14 protein-coding genes are annotated in these 16,422 nt (G+C 68.1%); 9 read left to right on the forward strand and 5 right to left on the reverse strand.

What is annotated here, in order from left to right; all coding sequences use genetic code 11:
- Nucleotides 1-6: 6 nt before the first annotated feature.
- Complete coding sequence (gene mutS, locus EKE94_RS11225; RefSeq protein WP_127906693.1) at nucleotides 7-2,655, reverse strand: DNA mismatch repair protein MutS; 2,649 nt, start codon at nucleotides 2,653-2,655, stop codon at nucleotides 7-9.
- A 75-nt stretch (nucleotides 2,656-2,730) separates the two neighbouring features.
- Here mutS and EKE94_RS11230 point away from each other — a divergent pair, with 75 nt between their 5' ends.
- Nucleotides 2,731-3,981 carry an MFS transporter gene (locus EKE94_RS11230; protein ID WP_127906694.1) on the forward strand — a complete coding sequence of 417 codons (1,251 nt, stop codon included), beginning with the start codon at nucleotides 2,731-2,733 and terminating at the stop codon, nucleotides 3,979-3,981.
- An 18-nt stretch (nucleotides 3,982-3,999) separates the two neighbouring features.
- Here EKE94_RS11230 and msrA read toward each other — a convergent pair whose 3' ends face one another.
- Nucleotides 4,000-4,650, reverse strand: a complete 651-nt coding sequence (msrA, locus tag EKE94_RS11235; RefSeq protein WP_127906695.1) for a peptide-methionine (S)-S-oxide reductase MsrA — start codon at nucleotides 4,648-4,650, stop codon at nucleotides 4,000-4,002.
- Between the two features lie 209 nt (nucleotides 4,651-4,859).
- On the opposite strand from msrA, the gene EKE94_RS11240 reads away from it, so the two are divergent.
- Nucleotides 4,860-5,270: a DUF7282 domain-containing protein gene (locus tag EKE94_RS11240; RefSeq protein WP_127906903.1), complete on the forward strand. Its 411-nt coding sequence runs from the start codon at nucleotides 4,860-4,862 to the stop codon at nucleotides 5,268-5,270.
- Between the two features lie 71 nt (nucleotides 5,271-5,341).
- Here the strand turns inward: EKE94_RS11240 and EKE94_RS11245 are convergent, their stop codons facing one another.
- On the reverse strand, nucleotides 5,342-6,562 hold the full coding sequence (locus EKE94_RS11245; RefSeq protein ID WP_127906696.1) for an argininosuccinate synthase: 1,221 nt from the start codon (nucleotides 6,560-6,562) through the stop codon (nucleotides 5,342-5,344).
- A gap of 105 nt (nucleotides 6,563-6,667) precedes the next feature.
- On the opposite strand from EKE94_RS11245, the gene ilvA reads away from it, so the two are divergent.
- A complete protein-coding gene (ilvA, locus tag EKE94_RS11250) occupies nucleotides 6,668-7,915 on the forward strand; it encodes a threonine ammonia-lyase IlvA (RefSeq protein ID WP_127906697.1) in 1,248 nt (415 codons plus the stop codon).
- Here ilvA and EKE94_RS11255 read toward each other — a convergent pair.
- On the reverse strand, nucleotides 7,912-8,250 hold the full coding sequence (locus EKE94_RS11255; protein ID WP_127906698.1) for an Hpt domain-containing protein: 339 nt from the start codon (nucleotides 8,248-8,250) through the stop codon (nucleotides 7,912-7,914). The two genes, ilvA and EKE94_RS11255, sit on opposite strands and share 4 nt — an antisense overlap.
- 167 nt (nucleotides 8,251-8,417) lie before the next feature.
- Between EKE94_RS11255 and EKE94_RS11260 the strand changes: the two genes are divergently transcribed.
- Nucleotides 8,418-9,677, forward strand: coding sequence for a PP2C family protein-serine/threonine phosphatase (locus EKE94_RS11260; RefSeq protein WP_235855984.1), 1,260 nt, complete (start codon nucleotides 8,418-8,420; stop codon nucleotides 9,675-9,677).
- Here the strand turns inward: EKE94_RS11260 and EKE94_RS11265 are convergent.
- Nucleotides 9,674-10,120 (reverse strand): NUDIX domain-containing protein, encoded by a 447-nt coding sequence (locus EKE94_RS11265; protein WP_127906700.1) that lies wholly within the window; start codon nucleotides 10,118-10,120, stop codon nucleotides 9,674-9,676. The genes EKE94_RS11260 and EKE94_RS11265 overlap by 4 nt on opposite strands.
- A gap of 81 nt (nucleotides 10,121-10,201) precedes the next feature.
- Between EKE94_RS11265 and hslO the strand changes: the two genes are divergently transcribed.
- From hslO to EKE94_RS11290, 5 genes are all read left to right on the forward strand, one after another.
- Nucleotides 10,202-11,209 carry an Hsp33 family molecular chaperone HslO gene (gene hslO, locus EKE94_RS11270; protein WP_127906701.1) on the forward strand — a complete coding sequence of 336 codons (1,008 nt, stop codon included), beginning with the start codon at nucleotides 10,202-10,204 and terminating at the stop codon, nucleotides 11,207-11,209.
- On the forward strand, nucleotides 11,196-11,801 hold the full coding sequence (locus tag EKE94_RS11275) for an NUDIX hydrolase (protein ID WP_127906702.1): 606 nt from the start codon (nucleotides 11,196-11,198) through the stop codon (nucleotides 11,799-11,801). The genes hslO and EKE94_RS11275 overlap by 14 nt, the downstream gene beginning before the upstream one ends.
- Nucleotides 11,798-12,961 carry a CCA tRNA nucleotidyltransferase gene (locus EKE94_RS11280; protein ID WP_127906703.1) on the forward strand — a complete coding sequence of 388 codons (1,164 nt, stop codon included), beginning with the start codon at nucleotides 11,798-11,800 and terminating at the stop codon, nucleotides 12,959-12,961. Before EKE94_RS11275 ends, EKE94_RS11280 begins: the two co-directional genes overlap by 4 nt.
- Before the next feature lie 219 nt (nucleotides 12,962-13,180).
- Nucleotides 13,181-14,155 (forward strand): glycoside hydrolase family protein, encoded by a 975-nt coding sequence (locus EKE94_RS11285; protein WP_127906704.1) that lies wholly within the window; start codon nucleotides 13,181-13,183, stop codon nucleotides 14,153-14,155.
- A 153-nt stretch (nucleotides 14,156-14,308) separates the two neighbouring features.
- A complete protein-coding gene (locus EKE94_RS11290) occupies nucleotides 14,309-16,408 on the forward strand; it encodes a sensor histidine kinase (protein ID WP_164870895.1) in 2,100 nt (699 codons plus the stop codon).
- Nucleotides 16,409-16,422: the final 14 nt, after the last annotated feature.

Consider the following 16,422-nt stretch of genomic DNA (forward strand, 5'->3'; position numbering starts at 1 on the left):
ACGTCCTTACGTCGTAAGTTTCTTCAGATCGTAGACGAGTTTCAGCGCCTCCAGCGGCGTCAGCTCGTCGGGATGGATGTCCCGCAACCGCGCCTCGGCCTCCGACGGCGCGGTTTTTGCGACCGGGGCAGGGGGCGGCGCTGCCGAGAACAGCGGCAGGTCGTCGATCAGGGCCTTCTGCGCGGCACTGCCGCCTTCGCGTTCGCCCTGTTCCAGCGCCTCAAGCACCACCCGCGCACGCTCGACCACGGCGGGAGGCAAACCCGCCAGCCGCGCGACCTGCACCCCATAGGACCGGTCTGCCGCGCCCTGCCGCACCTCGTGCAGGAAAATGACGTCGCCCTCGAACTCCTTCACCGCGACGGTGGCGTTGCGCACGCCGGGCAGACGATCGGCCAGCCGCGTCAGCTCGTGGTAATGCGTGGCGAACAGCGCGCGCGCCCGGTTGGCGTCGTGCAGATGCTCCAGCGTCGCCCAGGCGATCGACAACCCGTCGTATGTGGCGGTGCCACGCCCGATCTCGTCCAGGATCACCAGCGCCCGATCATCGGCCTGGTTGAGGATCGCGGCGGTCTCGACCATCTCGACCATGAAGGTCGACCGCCCGCGCGCAAGATCATCCGCCGCGCCCACGCGGGAAAAGATCTGAGACACCATCCCGATATGCGCCGAGGCGGCAGGGACGAAGCTGCCGGCCTGTGCCAGCAGCGCGATCAGCGCGTTCTGCCGCAGGAAGGTGGATTTGCCGGCCATGTTGGGCCCGGTCAGCAGCCAGACGGACGACGGGGCGGTGCCGTCGGACAGGGCGCAGTCGTTCGCGATGAAGGGCTCGCCCCCCTGCCGCCGCAGCGCCTGCTCAACGACGGGGTGACGCCCGGCCTCGACTTCGAAGGCGCGGCTGTCGTCGACGCGGGGATGGGACCAGTCCTCGGCCCGGGCGATTTCGGCCAGTCCGGCCGACAGGTCGATCTCGGCCAAAGCGCGGGCGGCGGCGTGGATATCCTGCGCCGCGTCCACCACGCGGGCGCGCAGGCTTTCGAAAAGGCGCTTTTCGATCTCCAGCGCGCGCGATCCGGCGTTCAGGATCCGCGTCTCCAGCTCGGACAGGTCGGTGGTCGTGAAGCGCACCGCGTTGGCCGTGGTCTGGCGGTGGATGAAGGTCGCCGAAAGCGGCGCGGCCAGCATCTTTTCCGCATGCGTCGCGGTGGTTTCGATGAAATAGCCCAGCACGTTGTTGTGCTTGATCTTCAGGCTCTGGATGCCGGCAAGCTCGGCATACTGCGCCTGCATCCCGGCGATCACGCCGCGGCCCTCGTCGCGCAGGGTCCGCGCCTCGTCCAGGTCGCCGTCAAAGCCCGGTGCGATGAAGTTGCCGTCACGCAGCAGCAGCGGCGGTTCGGCGACTAGCGCCTGATCCAGCGCGTCCAGAAGCGCATCGTGCCCGGTCAGCGCCTCGGCCGCGCGGGACAGCACCGCGGGCATGCCGTCCACCGAAAGCCGCGCGGCGATAGCATCGCCCCCCTCAAGCCCGGCGCGGATGGCCGCCAGATCGCGCGGGCCGCCCCGGTCGAGTGCGAGGCGCGACAGAGCGCGGTCGATATCGGGCACGCCACGCAGGTCATTGCGCAGGTCCTGCGCCAGCCCGCGCTCATTCACCAGGTGGGCGACGGCATGGTGGCGGCTGCGGATCAGCTCCAGATCGCGCGAGGGCGAGGTCAGGCGCCGCTCGAGCAGGCGAGCGCCCGCCGCGGTGGCGGTGCGGTCGATGGCGGCCAGAAGCGACCCGTCGCGCCCGCCCGACAGGCTGCGCGTCAGTTCAAGGTTGCGGCGCGTGGCGGCATCAATCTGCACCACCCGGTCGGCGGCTTCGCGCACCGGCGCGCGCAACAGGGGCAGGCGGCCCTTCTGGGTGATGCCCAGATAGTCGACCAGCGCGGCCATCGCCGAAATCTCGGCCCGTTCGAAGCTGCCGAAGGCATCGAGCGTTTCGACCCGGAAAAGGTCGGTCAGCCGGTCGGCGCCCGAGGTGGAATCGAAACTGCCACGCGACAGGGGGGTGACTGCGGCGCCCATGCTCTCGACGATCTCGGCCAGCTCGCGTTCGCGGGCGTCGGGCACCAGTACCTCGCGCGGGGCCAGCCGGGCCAGTTCGGGGCCGAGCCGCATCAGCGGCAGCGGCATCACCCGGAACTCGCCGGTCGAGATGTCGGCCCAGGCCAGCGCGGATTGGTCGCGCACCTCGGCAAAGGCGGCAAGGAAGTTATGCCGCCGCGCCTCCAGCAGGGCATCCTCGGTCAACGTGCCGGGGGTGACCAGCCGCACGACCTCGCGCTTGACCACGGATTTTGAGCCGCGCTTCTTCGCCTCGGCCGGGTCCTCCATCTGTTCGCAGACGGCGACGCGGAATCCCTTGCGGATCAGGGTCAGAAGGTAGCCGTCAGCCGAATGCACGGGCACACCGCACATGGCGATGTCCTCGCCCAGGTGCTTGCCACGCTTGGTCAGCGCGATGTCCAGCGCCTCGGCCGCGGCAACGGCATCGTCAAAGAACATCTCGTAGAAATCGCCCATGCGATAGAACAGAAGCGCCCCGGGGGTCGCTTCCTTGATCTCGAGATATTGCGCCATCATCGGCGTCGGTGCGTCGCTGGCCATGGCTTGTCTTTCCTCGTTCGGACCCCTCCTATACCCGGGCCGTCGGAGCGCGGCCAGAGATGGGGAGGGCAGATCGTGGACCCGATCATCCGTTTCATTGCGGCCAGCGGCATCACCAACCTTGGCGACGGAATCGCAGTCGCGGTCTGGCCGTGGATGGCCAGCCTGCTGACGCGCGACGCGCTGTTGATCGCGCTGGTGCCCTTTGCGCTGCGGCTGCCATGGTTCCTGGCGGCGCTGCCCGCCGGCGTCATCACCGACCGGGTGGACCGCAAGCGGCTGATCCTGTGGGCGGACACCGCGCGCGGCCTGGCGTTCCTGGGCTGCGGGCTGGCCGTCATCGCAGCGCCCATGCCCGGACTTGCCACGGGGTCCGATGCCGGGCCCGGGCCGCTTTACCTTGCGCTGATCGCGGCGGCTGCCATCGTGGGCACTGCCGAGGTGTTTCGCGACAACGCGGCGCAGACGATGCTGCCCGCCCTGGTCCCGCACGCGCGGCTCGAGGTCGCGAATGGCAGGCTTTGGGCTGTCGAGACGCTGGGCAACGGGCTGGCGGGGCCGGCGCTGGGGGCGGCGATGATCGCGCTGGCGCTGCCCATGCCGTTCCTGGGCAACGCGGCGCTTTACGGTGTGGCGCTGCTGCTGGTGGTGCCGCTGGCCGTGCCCGCTCGGCCCCGCCCCGCGCGCGCCAAGTTTCACGTGGAACTGGGCGAAGGTTACCGGTTCTTGGCGGGCGCGCCGCTTCTGCGGCTGCTCGCGGTCGTCACGGGAACGTGGAACCTGGCCTTCCAGATCGCCTTCGTCGGGCTGGTCCTGCATGCGCAGGAAAACCTCGGCCTCTCTGCCCCGGGCTTCGGACTGGTGCTGTCGGCGGGGGCCGTGGGGGGCATCCTGGGCGTGCTGGCCGGCGACCGGATCGCACGACGGCTGGGCCCGGCGCGCACGACGCAGGCGACCCTGCTTCTGTCGGGCCTGTGTTTCCTGGCGATGCCGCTGGCGCCCTCGGGGCCGTGGCTGGGCCTGACGCTGGCGGTGTTCCAAGCGGCGGGTATGGTGTGGAACATCGTGTCGGTCTCCTACCGGCAGCGGCGGATACCGGACGCGCTTCTGGGGCGTGTGAACAGTCTCTACCGGCTGATCGCCTGGGGCATGATGCCGGTGGGCGCGGTGCTGTCGGGCGTTCTGGTCACGCTGGCCGAAGGCGCGCTGCCGCGCGACACGGCACTGACGGTCCCCTTCTGGGTGGCGGGGGCGATCGGCGTCGCGCTGGCCTGCGCGGCAGCGCCCGCGCTTGGCCGCGGGGAATGGAGCCGGACCGCCGCGTAGGGCCCGGCCCGCCGCGCGTCAGTGCACGAAGGGTGCGTCGGCGCCCCAGAGCTCTTCGATACGGGCGTCGCGCCCGCAGGCTTCGCGGTAGTTGTCGTAGGCATCCTTGCGCTGGATGTAGCCAAAGCGCGTCAGCGTCGATTCCGTGCTTTTGTAGTAGTTTTGGTGGTAATCCTCGGCCACGTAGAAGGGCGATTTGTCGAGGATCGGCGTCACGATCTCCTGCCCCAGTTCGGCGGCGGCTGCGGCCTTGGCCTCTTCGGCGATGCGCCGTTCCTCGGGCGTCTCGACGAAGACCGCGGTGCGATAGCTGTCGCCCCTGTCACAGAACTGCCCGCCCGCATCGGTTGGATCGACCGAGCGGAAAAAGAGGTTCATCAACTGCGCGTAGCTGACCTGCGAGGGGTCGTATTCGATCTCGGCGGATTCGTAGTGGCCTGTGCCGCCACGGGTCACCTGCTTGTAGGTCGGGTTCTCGACCGTGCCGCCGGTATAGCCGGAGACGACTTCGCTGACGCCCTGCACCTTTTCGAAATCGGCCTCGACGCACCAGAAGCATCCGCCCGCGACATAGGCGGTGTCCGCCGTCGCATGGCCGGCAGCCAGGGATGTCGTCGTCGCCGCGGCAAGCGCCGCGAGCCTGGCCGTGGATCGGAACAAAGTTCGCATAATCGTAATCCTCCGCTTTTGCGCGTCATCATGTCGGCGCCGGGGCGGGGCAGGCAAGGTCGGGCATCGCGATCTCACGCAAGGGTGACGAACCCCAGGTTTTCTTGGCTCCACTGCAACTTTGTCCGGCGGGCCGACGTGTCGTCACCGATATGCGCCGGCGGACAGCGCCGGTGCGATACGGAAACGAGAGGAGACGATCGATGATGATGCGCTTTACGACCATCACCGCTATCGCCATCCTGAGCGCCGGTGCAGCCCTTGCACAGGACGACATGACCCCGTCAATCACCGCGTCCGATCAGCCGCTTGAAAACGGCGTCGTCAGCGCGGACAGCATCACGGCCGAGGAAAAAGGCTGGCTGGTCGTGCACCGCACCGATTCCGAGATGGCGCCGGGCCCTGTTGTCGGCCACGCGCCGATCCGCATGGGCACCACAGACGACGTCGCCGCGATCCTCACCGAAGAGGTCGCGCCGGGCGACATGCTGATGCTGATGGTCCATTCCGAGGCCGGCGGCAGCGAAACCGGCATCTTCGAATACACGCTGGGTGCCGAGGAAGACGGCCCGGACCGTGTGGACGGTGAGCTTGTCACGACGGTCATCACCGCCGAGTAAGAGACAGATCCCGGGCGCCTTCTGGGCGACGGGTGGGGCGGCTCCCTTCAGGGAGCCGCCCTTTTTTCGTGTCAGCCCTTCAGTCGACGGTCGCGCGCGGCCAGAAGCTTGAGCCGCAGGGCGTTCAGCTGGATGAAGCCCGCCGCGTCCTTCTGGTCATAGGCGCCGGCGTCGTCTTCGAAGGTCACGTGCGCCTCGGAATAAAGGCTGTGATCCGACCAGCGGCCGACGGTGCGGACCAGACCCTTGTAAAGCTTCAGCCGCACGGTTCCGGTCACATGCTCCTGGCTCTTGTCGATCAGGGCCTGCAGCATCTCGCGTTCGGGGCTGAACCAGAAGCCGTTATAGATCAGTTCCGCGTATTGCGGCATGATCTGGTCCTTGAGATGCGCCGCGCCACGGTCCAGCGTGATCTGTTCGATGCCGCGATGCGCCTCGAGCAGAAGCGTGCCGCCGGGCGTCTCGTAGATGCCGCGGGATTTCATGCCGACGAAACGGCCCTCGACCAGGTCGAGCCGGCCGATCCCGTGCTTGCCGCCCAGTTCATTCAGGCGGGTCAGGATCGTCGCGGGCGACAGTGCCTCGCCGTTGATCGAGACGGCATCGCCCTTTTCGAACCCGATCTCGACGTATTCGGGCGTGTCCGGCGCGGTCTCGGGGTCCTGGGTACGCTGGTAGACGTAACCCGGCGCCTCTTCGGCGGGATCCTCCAGCACCTTGCCCTCGGACGAAGTGTGCAGGAGGTTCGCATCGACCGAGAACGGCGCTTCGCCGCGCTTGTCCTTGGCGATCGGGATCTGGTTCTTCTCGGCAAAGTCGATAAGCCGGGTGCGGCTGGTCAGGTCCCATTCGCGCCACGGCGCGATGACCTTGATCTCGGGGTTCAGCGCATAGGCGGCCAGTTCGAAGCGGACCTGGTCATTGCCCTTGCCGGTGGCACCGTGCGCCACGGCGTCGGCCCCCGTCTCGGCGGCGATCTCGACCAGACGTTTCGAAATCAGGGGCCGCGCGATCGAGGTGCCCAGCAGGTAGAGCCCTTCGTAAAGCGCGTTCGCCCGGAACATCGGGAACACGAAATCGCGCACGAATTCCTCGCGCAGATCCTCGATGTAGATGGCGCTGGCGCCCATCATCTCGGCCTTGGCGCGCGCGGGCTCCAGCTCTTCGCCCTGACCGAGGTCGGCGGTGAAGGTCACGACCTCGCAGCCATACTCGGTTTGCAGCCATTTCAGGATGATCGAGGTGTCGAGCCCGCCGGAATAGGCCAGAACGACTTTCTTCGGTGCGGACATGATGCGGCTCCGTTCATTCAGGTTGCATGGGCGGATAGCCCCTTTCGCCCAAGGGGGCAAGCGCGCGCGCTTGCCTTGGCGCGGGGGTTGCGCCATGGCTGGGCCATGACCGATTTCCTGAACGCCGCGCAGGCCGCCACCCGACGCATGCGGGATCTGTTTCCGCCCACGCCGTTGATGCGCAACGATTACCTGTCCGACCGGTTCGGTGCAGACATCTGGCTGAAGCGCGAGGATCTGACGCCGGTGCGCTCCTACAAGCTGCGCGGCGCGTCGAATGCCATGGGCCGCGCGCTTGAGACCGCGCCGGATCAAAGGCTTTTCGTCGCGGCGAGCGCGGGCAACCATGCGCAGGGGCTGGCCTATGCCTGCCGGCATTTCGGGGTGCGGGGCGTGATCTTCATGCCCGTTACCACGCCGCAGCAGAAGGTCGACAAGACCCGCGCCTTCGGCGGCGACGCTGTCGAGATCCGGATGGTCGGCGACTATGTCGACGACACGCTCGCGGCGGCCAAGGCATTCTGCGCCGAGGCGGGGGGCCATTTCCTCGCCCCCTTCGACGACGACCACGTGATCGAGGGGCAGGCCAGCGTCGCGGTCGAGGTTCTGGAAGAACTCGACACCCCGCCCGACGTGATGATCCTGCCCGTGGGCGGCGGCGGGCTTTCGGCCGGCACGCGGCAGGTGCTGGCCGCCGCGTCGCCACGGACGCAGATGCTGCTGGCCGAACCCGCGGGCGGCGCCAGCCTTGCCGCGGCGCTGGCCGGGGGCGCGCCGGTCTCCCTGCCCAACGTCGACACCTTCGTCGACGGTGCCGCGGTGGGCACCATCGGCACCCGCCCGTTCCGGGCGCTGGCCGATGTCGACCCCGCCTGCGTCTTCGCTGTCCCCGAGGATCGGTTGTGCATGACCATCCTCGAGATGCTGAACACCGAGGGCATCGTGCTGGAACCCGCGGGCGCGCTGTCGGTCGATCTGCTGCGCGACGTGGGCGACCGGATCGCGGGCAAGCGGGTGGTCTGCGTGACCTCGGGGGGCAATTTCGATTTCGAGCGTCTGCCAGAGGTGCGCGAACGGGCGCAGCGGGCGGCGGGGCTCAAGAAGTACTTCGTCCTGCGCCTGCCGCAGCGACCGGGCGCGCTGCGCGATTTCCTCGACCTGCTGGGCCCCGAGGACGACATCGCCCGCTTCGAATACCTCAAGAAGTCGGCCCGCAACTTCGGATCGGTCCTGATCGGGATCGAGACGCGGAACCCCGGAAACTTCCCCGAGCTTTTCGCCAAGCTCGACGCAGCCGAGTTCCTCTACCGCGACATCACCAACGATACTCTGCTGGGCGAGCTGCTGATCTAGGCGCCGCCGTGGTCCGGCGGCGGACCGAGTTCTTCGGTCAGCACGGCGCGGGTCCGGTCAAAGCAGGTCAGCAGATCCGCCTGCGCCTGCTCCGGATCCTCAAGCGCGTGCCGCCCGGCGGCACTGCATCCTTCGGCCAGACCGCTCAGGCCTAGGTTCAGCGCAGCGCCCTTGACAAAATGCAGCCTGTCGGCCCGGTCCTGTACCGGGCCCGCCCAGTCGAGCGAGGTCAGGCCTTCCTCGGTCTCCTCCAGGAAAAGGTGGACGATGTCGGCAAAATCCTCGACGCCGATGTCGTCGCGCACCTCGTTCAGCCGCTGCCAGCAAATCTCCATCGCACCCATCCTGCCGGTTTCGGGCGCCCAGCATGGCGCAGAGGCCTTAAGGCCGGGTTATCCCGCATCCACGCGCCCCCCGTTCCCGGCCGCGCCGTGGTTCACCAGCTCTTAAGCTTGCCACGATATCAGCGGGTGGGTGTAACTGGGGCAGGCGGACGATGACGGTGCAGGGCGATCTGATCTTCAAGCATGGTCGGATCGCGCCCGAAGACGCGGTGCAGCGCGTCCTCGTCGTCGACGACAGCGCGTCGCAGCGCAAGCTTCTGTGTTCCTACCTGCGCCGCTGGGGGTTCCAGGTCGGCGAAGCCGCCACCGGGCAGGCCGCGCTGGACCTGTGCGCCGCCGAAGGCTTCGACCTCGTCCTGTCGGACTGGACGATGCCCGGCATGACGGGGCCCGAATTCTGTGCCGAACTGCGCCGGCGTGGAGGTGAGCGATATGTCTATTTCGTTCTTCTGACCCTGAAGGCCAGCAAGGATGACATCGCACAGGGGCTGGAAGGCGGCGCCGACGATTTCATCGTCAAGCCGGTCAATCCGCACGAACTGCGGGCCCGCATCACCGCGGCGAACCGGATCCTTGGGGTCGAGCGCGAGCTGATCGAGAAGAACCGCCTGGTGACGCGCACGCTGACCCGCCTGCGCGGCGTCTACGAGGGTTTGAACCGCGACCTGATCGAGGCGCGGAAGCTGCAGAATTCGCTGGTGCCGACGAACAGCGTTTCCCTGCCGGGCGGCACGTTGTCGTTCCTGTTCCAGCCCTCGGGACATGTGGGCGGGGATCTGGTGGGCTATTTCCCGGTCGCGCCGGACCGGATCGGGCTCTATTCGCTCGACGTCTCGGGTCATGGGGTGGCCTCGGCGCTGATCACCGCGCGTCTGGCCGCGCGACTTTCCGGCGCCACGCCCGACCGCAACGATGCGCTGTGCCGGACCGCCAGCGGCGCCATCGCGATGCTCCAGCCCGAAGAGATCTGCGCCAAGCTCAACAGCGATTTCCTGCGCGAGGTCGAGACCGAGCATTATTTCACGCTCGCCATCGCCGAAATCGACCTGACCGCGCGGCGGGCGTGGCTGGCGCAGGCCGGTCATCCCAACCCGCTGGTCCAGCGGGCCGCCGGCGGGGTCGAGTTTCCCGGCACCGGCGGCCTGCCTCTGGGCCTGATCGAGGGCGCCGAGTTCGAGCGCATCGAGCTGGAGTTCGAGCCGGGCGACCGGCTGTTCCTTTATTCCGACGGGGTCACGGAATGCCCCACGCCCGACGGCGGCATGCTGGACGAAGACGGGCTGGCCGACATCTTTGTGCGCAACGCCGGGCTGCGCGGCCAGCAGGCGCTGAACGCGCTCAGCTGGGATCTGAGCGCGCTGATCGACGGGCAGGATTTCCCCGACGACCTGTCGGGCGCGCTGCTTGAATTCCGCTAGCCGGCGTTCAGCCCGAGGCGGATCAGGAATTCGCGGTCGCCGTCGTTGCCCACGGCCGCGATCGCCCGGTCCAGCGGCAGCCAGGCGGCGCTGTGCCCCGGTTCCAGGGGCGGCCCGTGGCGCAGGACCGGACGGGCGCGATAGACGTGGCAGATCTTCTCGGCGAAGATGTCGTAGTCGGGCATGTAGACGAAGCGCCGGAACACCCCCATCCGCCGTGGCCGGGCGATGTGCCAGCCGGTTTCCTCGTACACCTCGCGGTGCAGCGCGGGCAGGGGCGATTCACCGGGGTCGATGCCACCGCCCGGAAGCTGATATTCGGGGATGGGCGCGGACTGGAACGTCAGCAGGATGCGGCCGTCGCGTTCAAGCACGGCGTAGGCGCCGGGACGCAGGCGATACGGCTGCCCGCGCAGCGGGACGTCTCCTATTCGCGGAATCATGATGGCATCGCCCCCTTGGCGCATCGGTTGTCGTGCATAGCTAGAGGCGGTATGCCAATCCCCGATAGCTTAGGAAAGCCCATGACCCTCGGATCCCGCATTGCCTGGGACGATACGATCCTCCCGTTCCAGCTCGACCGGTCCGACATCCGCGGCCGCGTCGCGCGGCTGGACGGGGTGCTCGACCAGGTGCTTGAACAACATGACTATCCCAAACAGGTCGAGGCGCTGATCGCCGAGGCCGCGCTGCTGACCGCGATGATCGGCCAGACGATCAAGCTGCGCTGGAAGCTGTCGCTGCAGATTCGCGGCGATGGGCCGGTGTCGCTGATCGCGACCGACTATTTCGCCCCCACCGACGATGGCAAGCCCGCGCGGCTGCGCGCCTATGCCGGGTTCAAGGAGGATCAGCTCGATCCCGGTGCGAAGCCGTTCGACCTGATTGGCAAGGGCTATTTCGCGATCCTGATCGACCAGGGCGAGGGGATGACGCCCTACCAGGGGATCACGCCGATCGCCGGCGGGTCGCTGTCCTCCTGCGCCGAGACCTATTTCGCCCAGTCCGAACAGCTGCCCACGCGCTTTGCGCTGGCCTTCGGGGAATCGCAGATGGCCGACGGCACCAGCGGCTGGCGCGCCGGCGGCGTGATGCTGCAGCACATGCCCAAGGCGTCGCCCGGGGCGGGCGGCAGTGCCGATGGCGGCTCGGGCGAAGACGGGCTTCTCGGGGCCGAGGATATTCTCGACGGGGACGAGGCCGAGCATTGGGACCGCGCCAATATCCTGCTCGACACCGTGGACGAGATGGAGCTTGTTGGCCCCACCGTGCATCCCACCGATCTTCTGGTCCGGCTGTTTCACGAAGAGACGCCGCGCGTCTTCGACAGCCAGCCGATGACCTTCGGCTGCACCTGTTCGGCCGATCGCGTGCGTCAAAGCCTGTCGATCTACTCGGCCAAGGACATCGGCCACATGACCACCGACGACGGGATCGTGACGGCCGATTGCCAGTTCTGCGGCGCGCATTACGAGTTCGATCCCAAGACACTGGGGTTCGAGGCCGAGCATGGCCCCGATGGACAGCAGTGAGATCCGGCAGGCGCTGATCGCCGCACAGCGGAAGGACAGCGCCGCATCGTCGGATTTCGACCTGAACCCGCATGTCGAACTGACCCACGGCCGCATTCTTAGGGATGCGGCCGTGCTGGTTCTGTTTCAGGCCGATGCGCAGGCCGGCGCCCGGCTGGTGCTGACCAAGCGGTCGTCGGCCCTGCGTCACCATCCCGGCCAGATCGCCTGCCCTGGGGGCAAGATCGAAGCCTTGGACGGGGGCCCCGAAGGCGCTGCGCTGCGCGAGGCGCGGGAAGAGATCGGCCTGCCCGACGGCGCGGCCGAGCTCCTGGGCGCGCTGCCCGCGCACGAGACGGTGACCGGATTCACCGTCACCCCGATCCTGGCCTGGTTGCCCCGGGCCGTACCGCTGCGCCCCGAGCCGGGCGAGGTGGCCGAGATCTTCTCGGTTCCCTGGACCCATGCCGCCGATCCGGCCCGCTTTCGGGTCGAAGAGCGGATCTGGCGCGGCACGATGCGCCGCTACTACGTCGCGCCCTTCGGGCCCTACTACATCTGGGGGGCGACGGCGCGGATCCTGCGCGGCCTGGCCGGGCGGCTGTCTCAATGACGCAGGTGTCTACACAGGTTTCTGGCGACTGGCTTACCCGACCGGGCACCCGCGGCGTGATGCGGATGCTCGAAAGGGGCGGGCACCAGGCCTGGCTGGTGGGCGGCTGCGTGCGCGACGCGCTGATGCAGCGCGAGATCGGCGATATCGACATCACGACCGACGCGCCTCCCGACCGGGTGACGGGGCTGGCGCAGGCGGCGGGGTTTCGCGCCGTGCCGACCGGACTCGACCATGGCACCGTCACCGTTATCGCTCATGGCATCCCGCACGAGGTCACGACCCTGCGCCGCGACGTGGCCACCGACGGGCGCCATGCGACCGTTGTCTATGCCACCAGCATCGAGGATGACGCGCGGCGGCGCGATTTCACGATGAACGCGCTTTATGCCGACAGCGCGGGCCACGTCCGCGATCCGATGGGCGGGATCGCGGATATCGCCGAGCGGCACGTCCGCTTCATCGGCGATCCGCACGACCGCATCGCCGAGGATTACCTGCGCATCCTGCGGTTCTTCCGGTTCCACGCGTGGTTCGGCGATCCGCATCGCGGGCTGAACGCCGAAGGCTATGCCGCCGCCGCCGAGCTGGGCGAGGGGGTGGACCGGCTGTCGCGCGAACGTGTCGGCGCCGAGATGAAAAAGCTGCTGGCCGCGCCCGACCCGGGCCCCGCCGTCGCATCAATGGCGGCCGCGGGGATCCTGCCGCGCATCCTTCCCGGCGCCGAGGATCGCGCGCTGGGTCCTCTCGTCCATCTCGAGGGGGATATCGGGGTCATGGCGGACCCGCTGCGCCGCCTTGCGGTGCTGGGCGGGGTCGAAGCGGCCGACTACCTGCGGCTCAGCCGGAAGGAAGAGCGCCGCCTGACCCTTCTGCGCGCGGGCATCGGGGACGAAGCCGGCACGGCCGAACTGGCCTATCGCCATGGCGCCGAGGCCGCGCGGGACATCGAGCTTTTGCGCGCGGCGAGCTTTGGCGCGCCGATCTCCGCGACGCTGGAGGAGGATATCGCCAACGGGGCGGCTGCGGAGTTTCCCGTGAAACCCCGCGACCTGATGCCCGGGCTACAGGGCCCGGCGCTGGGCCGCCGCCTGTCCGAGCTGGAGGCCCGCTGGATCGCGTCGGGTTTCGAATTGTCGCGCGACGCGCTGCTTGCCTGACACGCCGGGGCACCAGGGTGCGCCCCGCCGGCCCGCGTCCCGGCCGACGCCCTGTTCGCCCCGCCCCTGCATCGCACCCGTCCCGCCATCGGCCTGCGGCCATCGCCGTCTGTCCGCCGCTGTCTGTCTAACACCGTCTGACCACCGCCACCCGGCATGACGCCGCTTTTCGGCACGGCGCTCTCTTGACCCCGGCGTCTGCGCCCCCACCATGGGGGCATGAGCTTTTCCTTGCCCGATCACTGGACGTGGGACATCTGGCTGGCCGATGACGGCGACCGGTTCCACCTGTTCTATCTTCATGCCCCGCACGCGCTGGGCGACCCCGACCTGCGTCACCGCAACGCCCGGATCGGGCACGCGACCTCGCAGGATCTGACGGCCTGGACGGATCACGGACGCATCTTCGACGCGGGCGCGCCCGGCAGCTTCGATGCCTCGGCAACGTGGACCGGCAGCGTGGTGCAGGCGCAGGACGGGCTGTGGCACATGCTTTACACCGGGTCGGTCTTCACCGATCCGGCAACCACGGAAAACATCGAAACCATCGGGCGCGCGACCTCGCCCGATCTTTCCACGTGGAAGAAACACCCCGGCCCGGTGCTGACCGCTGATCCCCGCTGGTACGAAACCCTGGGCCATTCCTCCTGGCCCGAAGAGGCGTGGCGCGATCCCTGGGTCTGGCGGGACGACGCGGCCGGGCTATGGCGGATGCTGATCACGGCGCGGTCCCGCGACGGGGGCGCCGACGACAGCGACCGCGGTATCGTGGGGCAGGCAAGCTCCTCCGACCTGCAAAGCTGGACCGCGGGCCCCCCGCTCAGCCAGCCGGGCGCTGGGTTCGGCCATCTCGAGGTGTTGCAGATCGTCGTCGTCGAGGGGCAGAGGTTCCTGATCTTTTCCTGCGACGCGGCCAAGCTGGCGGGCCATCGCGCAGGGCAGACGGGTGGCATCTGGTCGGTCCACGCGCCCGACCCCGAGGCGCCGTTCGATATCTCGACGGCCGAGCTGATCTGCTCAGAACGCCTTTATGCCGGGCGGATCCAGCACGACCGTGAGGGCACCGCGATGCTTCTGGCGTTCGAGAATGCCGCCCCCGCGGGCGGGTTCGGTGGCCGCCTGGCCGACCCCGTTCCGCTGCGCGTGGGGCAGGGGCGGAATGGCCCGAGGCTGGAGCCCGCCGCCCCGCTCTGAAAGGCGCCGCAACGTCATCTTTGTATGACCGGCCAAAAGAACCGGTTTTGCCATCATTTGGTTCCGATTCCCTTACGACAGTCTCCGTGCAAGTCGCGAACGCATGCGGTGACGGTCTCGGGCCGCGCGCGGTCCGGGGGAAAGGTGCCGATCGTGAACAGACCCAAGAACGCCAAGCAAAGCGCCGCGATCTATCTGACGACCATCGCCGCTGTTTCGATACTGGGTTTCCTGACGACCTATTACCTGCAGCGCGCCTATCTGCGCAGCTACACCGCGTCGCTGCGGGCCGAGCTGTCGGACCAGTCCTACCGCGTGGCCGAGGCCCTGCGGCAGGAAATCTTCCGCATGGAGCTGGTCACCCGCGGCCTGGCGGGCACGATTTCCGTCACCCCCGACCTGACGCAGGACCAGTTCGAGGCCTTCGCGCGCCCCCTCATCAACGGCGAGGCCGAGGGCATGCAGCTGGCCGTGGCCCCCAACCTCGAGGTTACCTACGTCTACCCCGAAGAGGGCAACCGGAACGTCATCGGCATGGACTACCGCATCGTGCCCTCGCAACTGGTCAGCGTGAACGAATCCCGCCGAAAACGGACGCCGGTCCTGTCTGGGCCGGTGTCACTGGTGCAGGGGGGGCGCGGCTACATCCTGCGCCACCCCGTCTATGTTCCCGATCCCGTGACGGGGAACACCACGTTCTGGGGGGTGGTCAGCCTGGTGCTGCCGGAAAAGGTGCTGCTGGCAGATGCCGGGTTTCGCGACGCGGGCCCAGGGTACATCACCGCGATGCGCCGCATGAACGCCGCGGGACAGCCCGAACGGATGATGGCCGGCGCCCCCGCGGTGTTCGAACGCGACGCGATCTTGCAGACCATCGACCTGCCCGACGGGGATATCCAACTGGGCATCGCGCCCGCGGGCGGCTGGCCGCTGGTCGCGCCGAATGCGGGGTGGATCGCGGGCATCGTGCTGACCATCGTGCTGTGCATCGTCGGGATCGTCACGGCGATCCACAGGCTTGCCCGCGGTCGCGAAGAGGCCCGCCAGACCCTGCTGCATTCGATCGAATCGCTCGATGACGGCTTCGCCATCTACGACGAGGAGGACCGGCTTGCGATGTGCAACCGCAAGTATATCGAGATCTACAGTCGCGCGGCCAAGGTCATTCGGCCCGGCACGACCTTCTCGGAGATCGTGCGCTACGGCGTGGCGCATGGCCAGTACCCCGAGGCCGAGGGTCGCGAAGAGGAATTCATCGCCGAACGGTTCGCCGCCCATCGCGCCGGCAACCGCATAGTCGAGGAACGTCTGCCCGACGGGCGCTGGCTGAAGATCTGCGAAAAGAAAACCCGCGACAACTACACCGCCGGTGTCTGGGTCGACGTGACCGAGCTGAAGCAGGCGCGCGAAGAGGCCGAGGATGCCAACCGCGCGAAAAGCGAGTTCTTCGCCAATGTCAGCCACGAGCTGCGCACGCCGCTGACCATCATCCTGGGCTATACCTCGTTCCTGTCGAACCCGGAGGTGCTTCCCGACTATGCCGCGATGCGCAAGGCGGTGAGCGAACGCGCGGACGCCGACCCCGAGATCCTGCGCCTGCATGACAGGCTGGTGCAGGCGACGCAGACCTACAACCGCAAGATCCAGTCCTCGGCCCGGCATCTTCTGACCATGGTGAACGAGATCCTCGACTGGGCGCAGATCGAACATGGCCGCATGTCCTTCGAATATGGTGAGCTGCGGCTGGACGAACTGGTCGGAGAGGTCTGCGAAGAGTTCCGCACCACCACCGACGGCAAGGGGATCGGCCTGCATTGCAACGCCGAGGAGGTCACACTCGACGGCGACGCGGTGCGGCTGAAACAGCTGCTCTACAACCTCGTCGGCAACGCGGTGAAATTCACCTCGGAGGGCAGCGTGACGCTTTCGGCCTGGGCCGAGGGCGACATGGTTCGCATTCAGGTGTCGGATACCGGCTGCGGCATCCCCGAGGCCGACGCCGAGGCGATATTCGAACGCTTCCGGCAGGTCGACGGGTCGGCTACGCGGCGCCATGGCGGCACCGGGCTGGGGCTGTCGATCGCCCGTTTCATCGCCGAACACCATGGCGGCGACATCACCCTGAGCAGCGCCGTGAACGAAGGCACGACCTTCGACGTGATCCTGGCGCGCAGCGGTTCCAGGAAGGCCACCGCCCGGCTTGCCGCGTCCGACACTCCCGCCCCCACGGACGAGGATCGGAAAGCCGCCTGACCCTGTCCCCCGCG

The organism is Mesobaculum littorinae, assembly GCF_004011175.1.
GTDB lineage: Bacteria > Pseudomonadota > Alphaproteobacteria > Rhodobacterales > Rhodobacteraceae > Tranquillimonas > Tranquillimonas littorinae.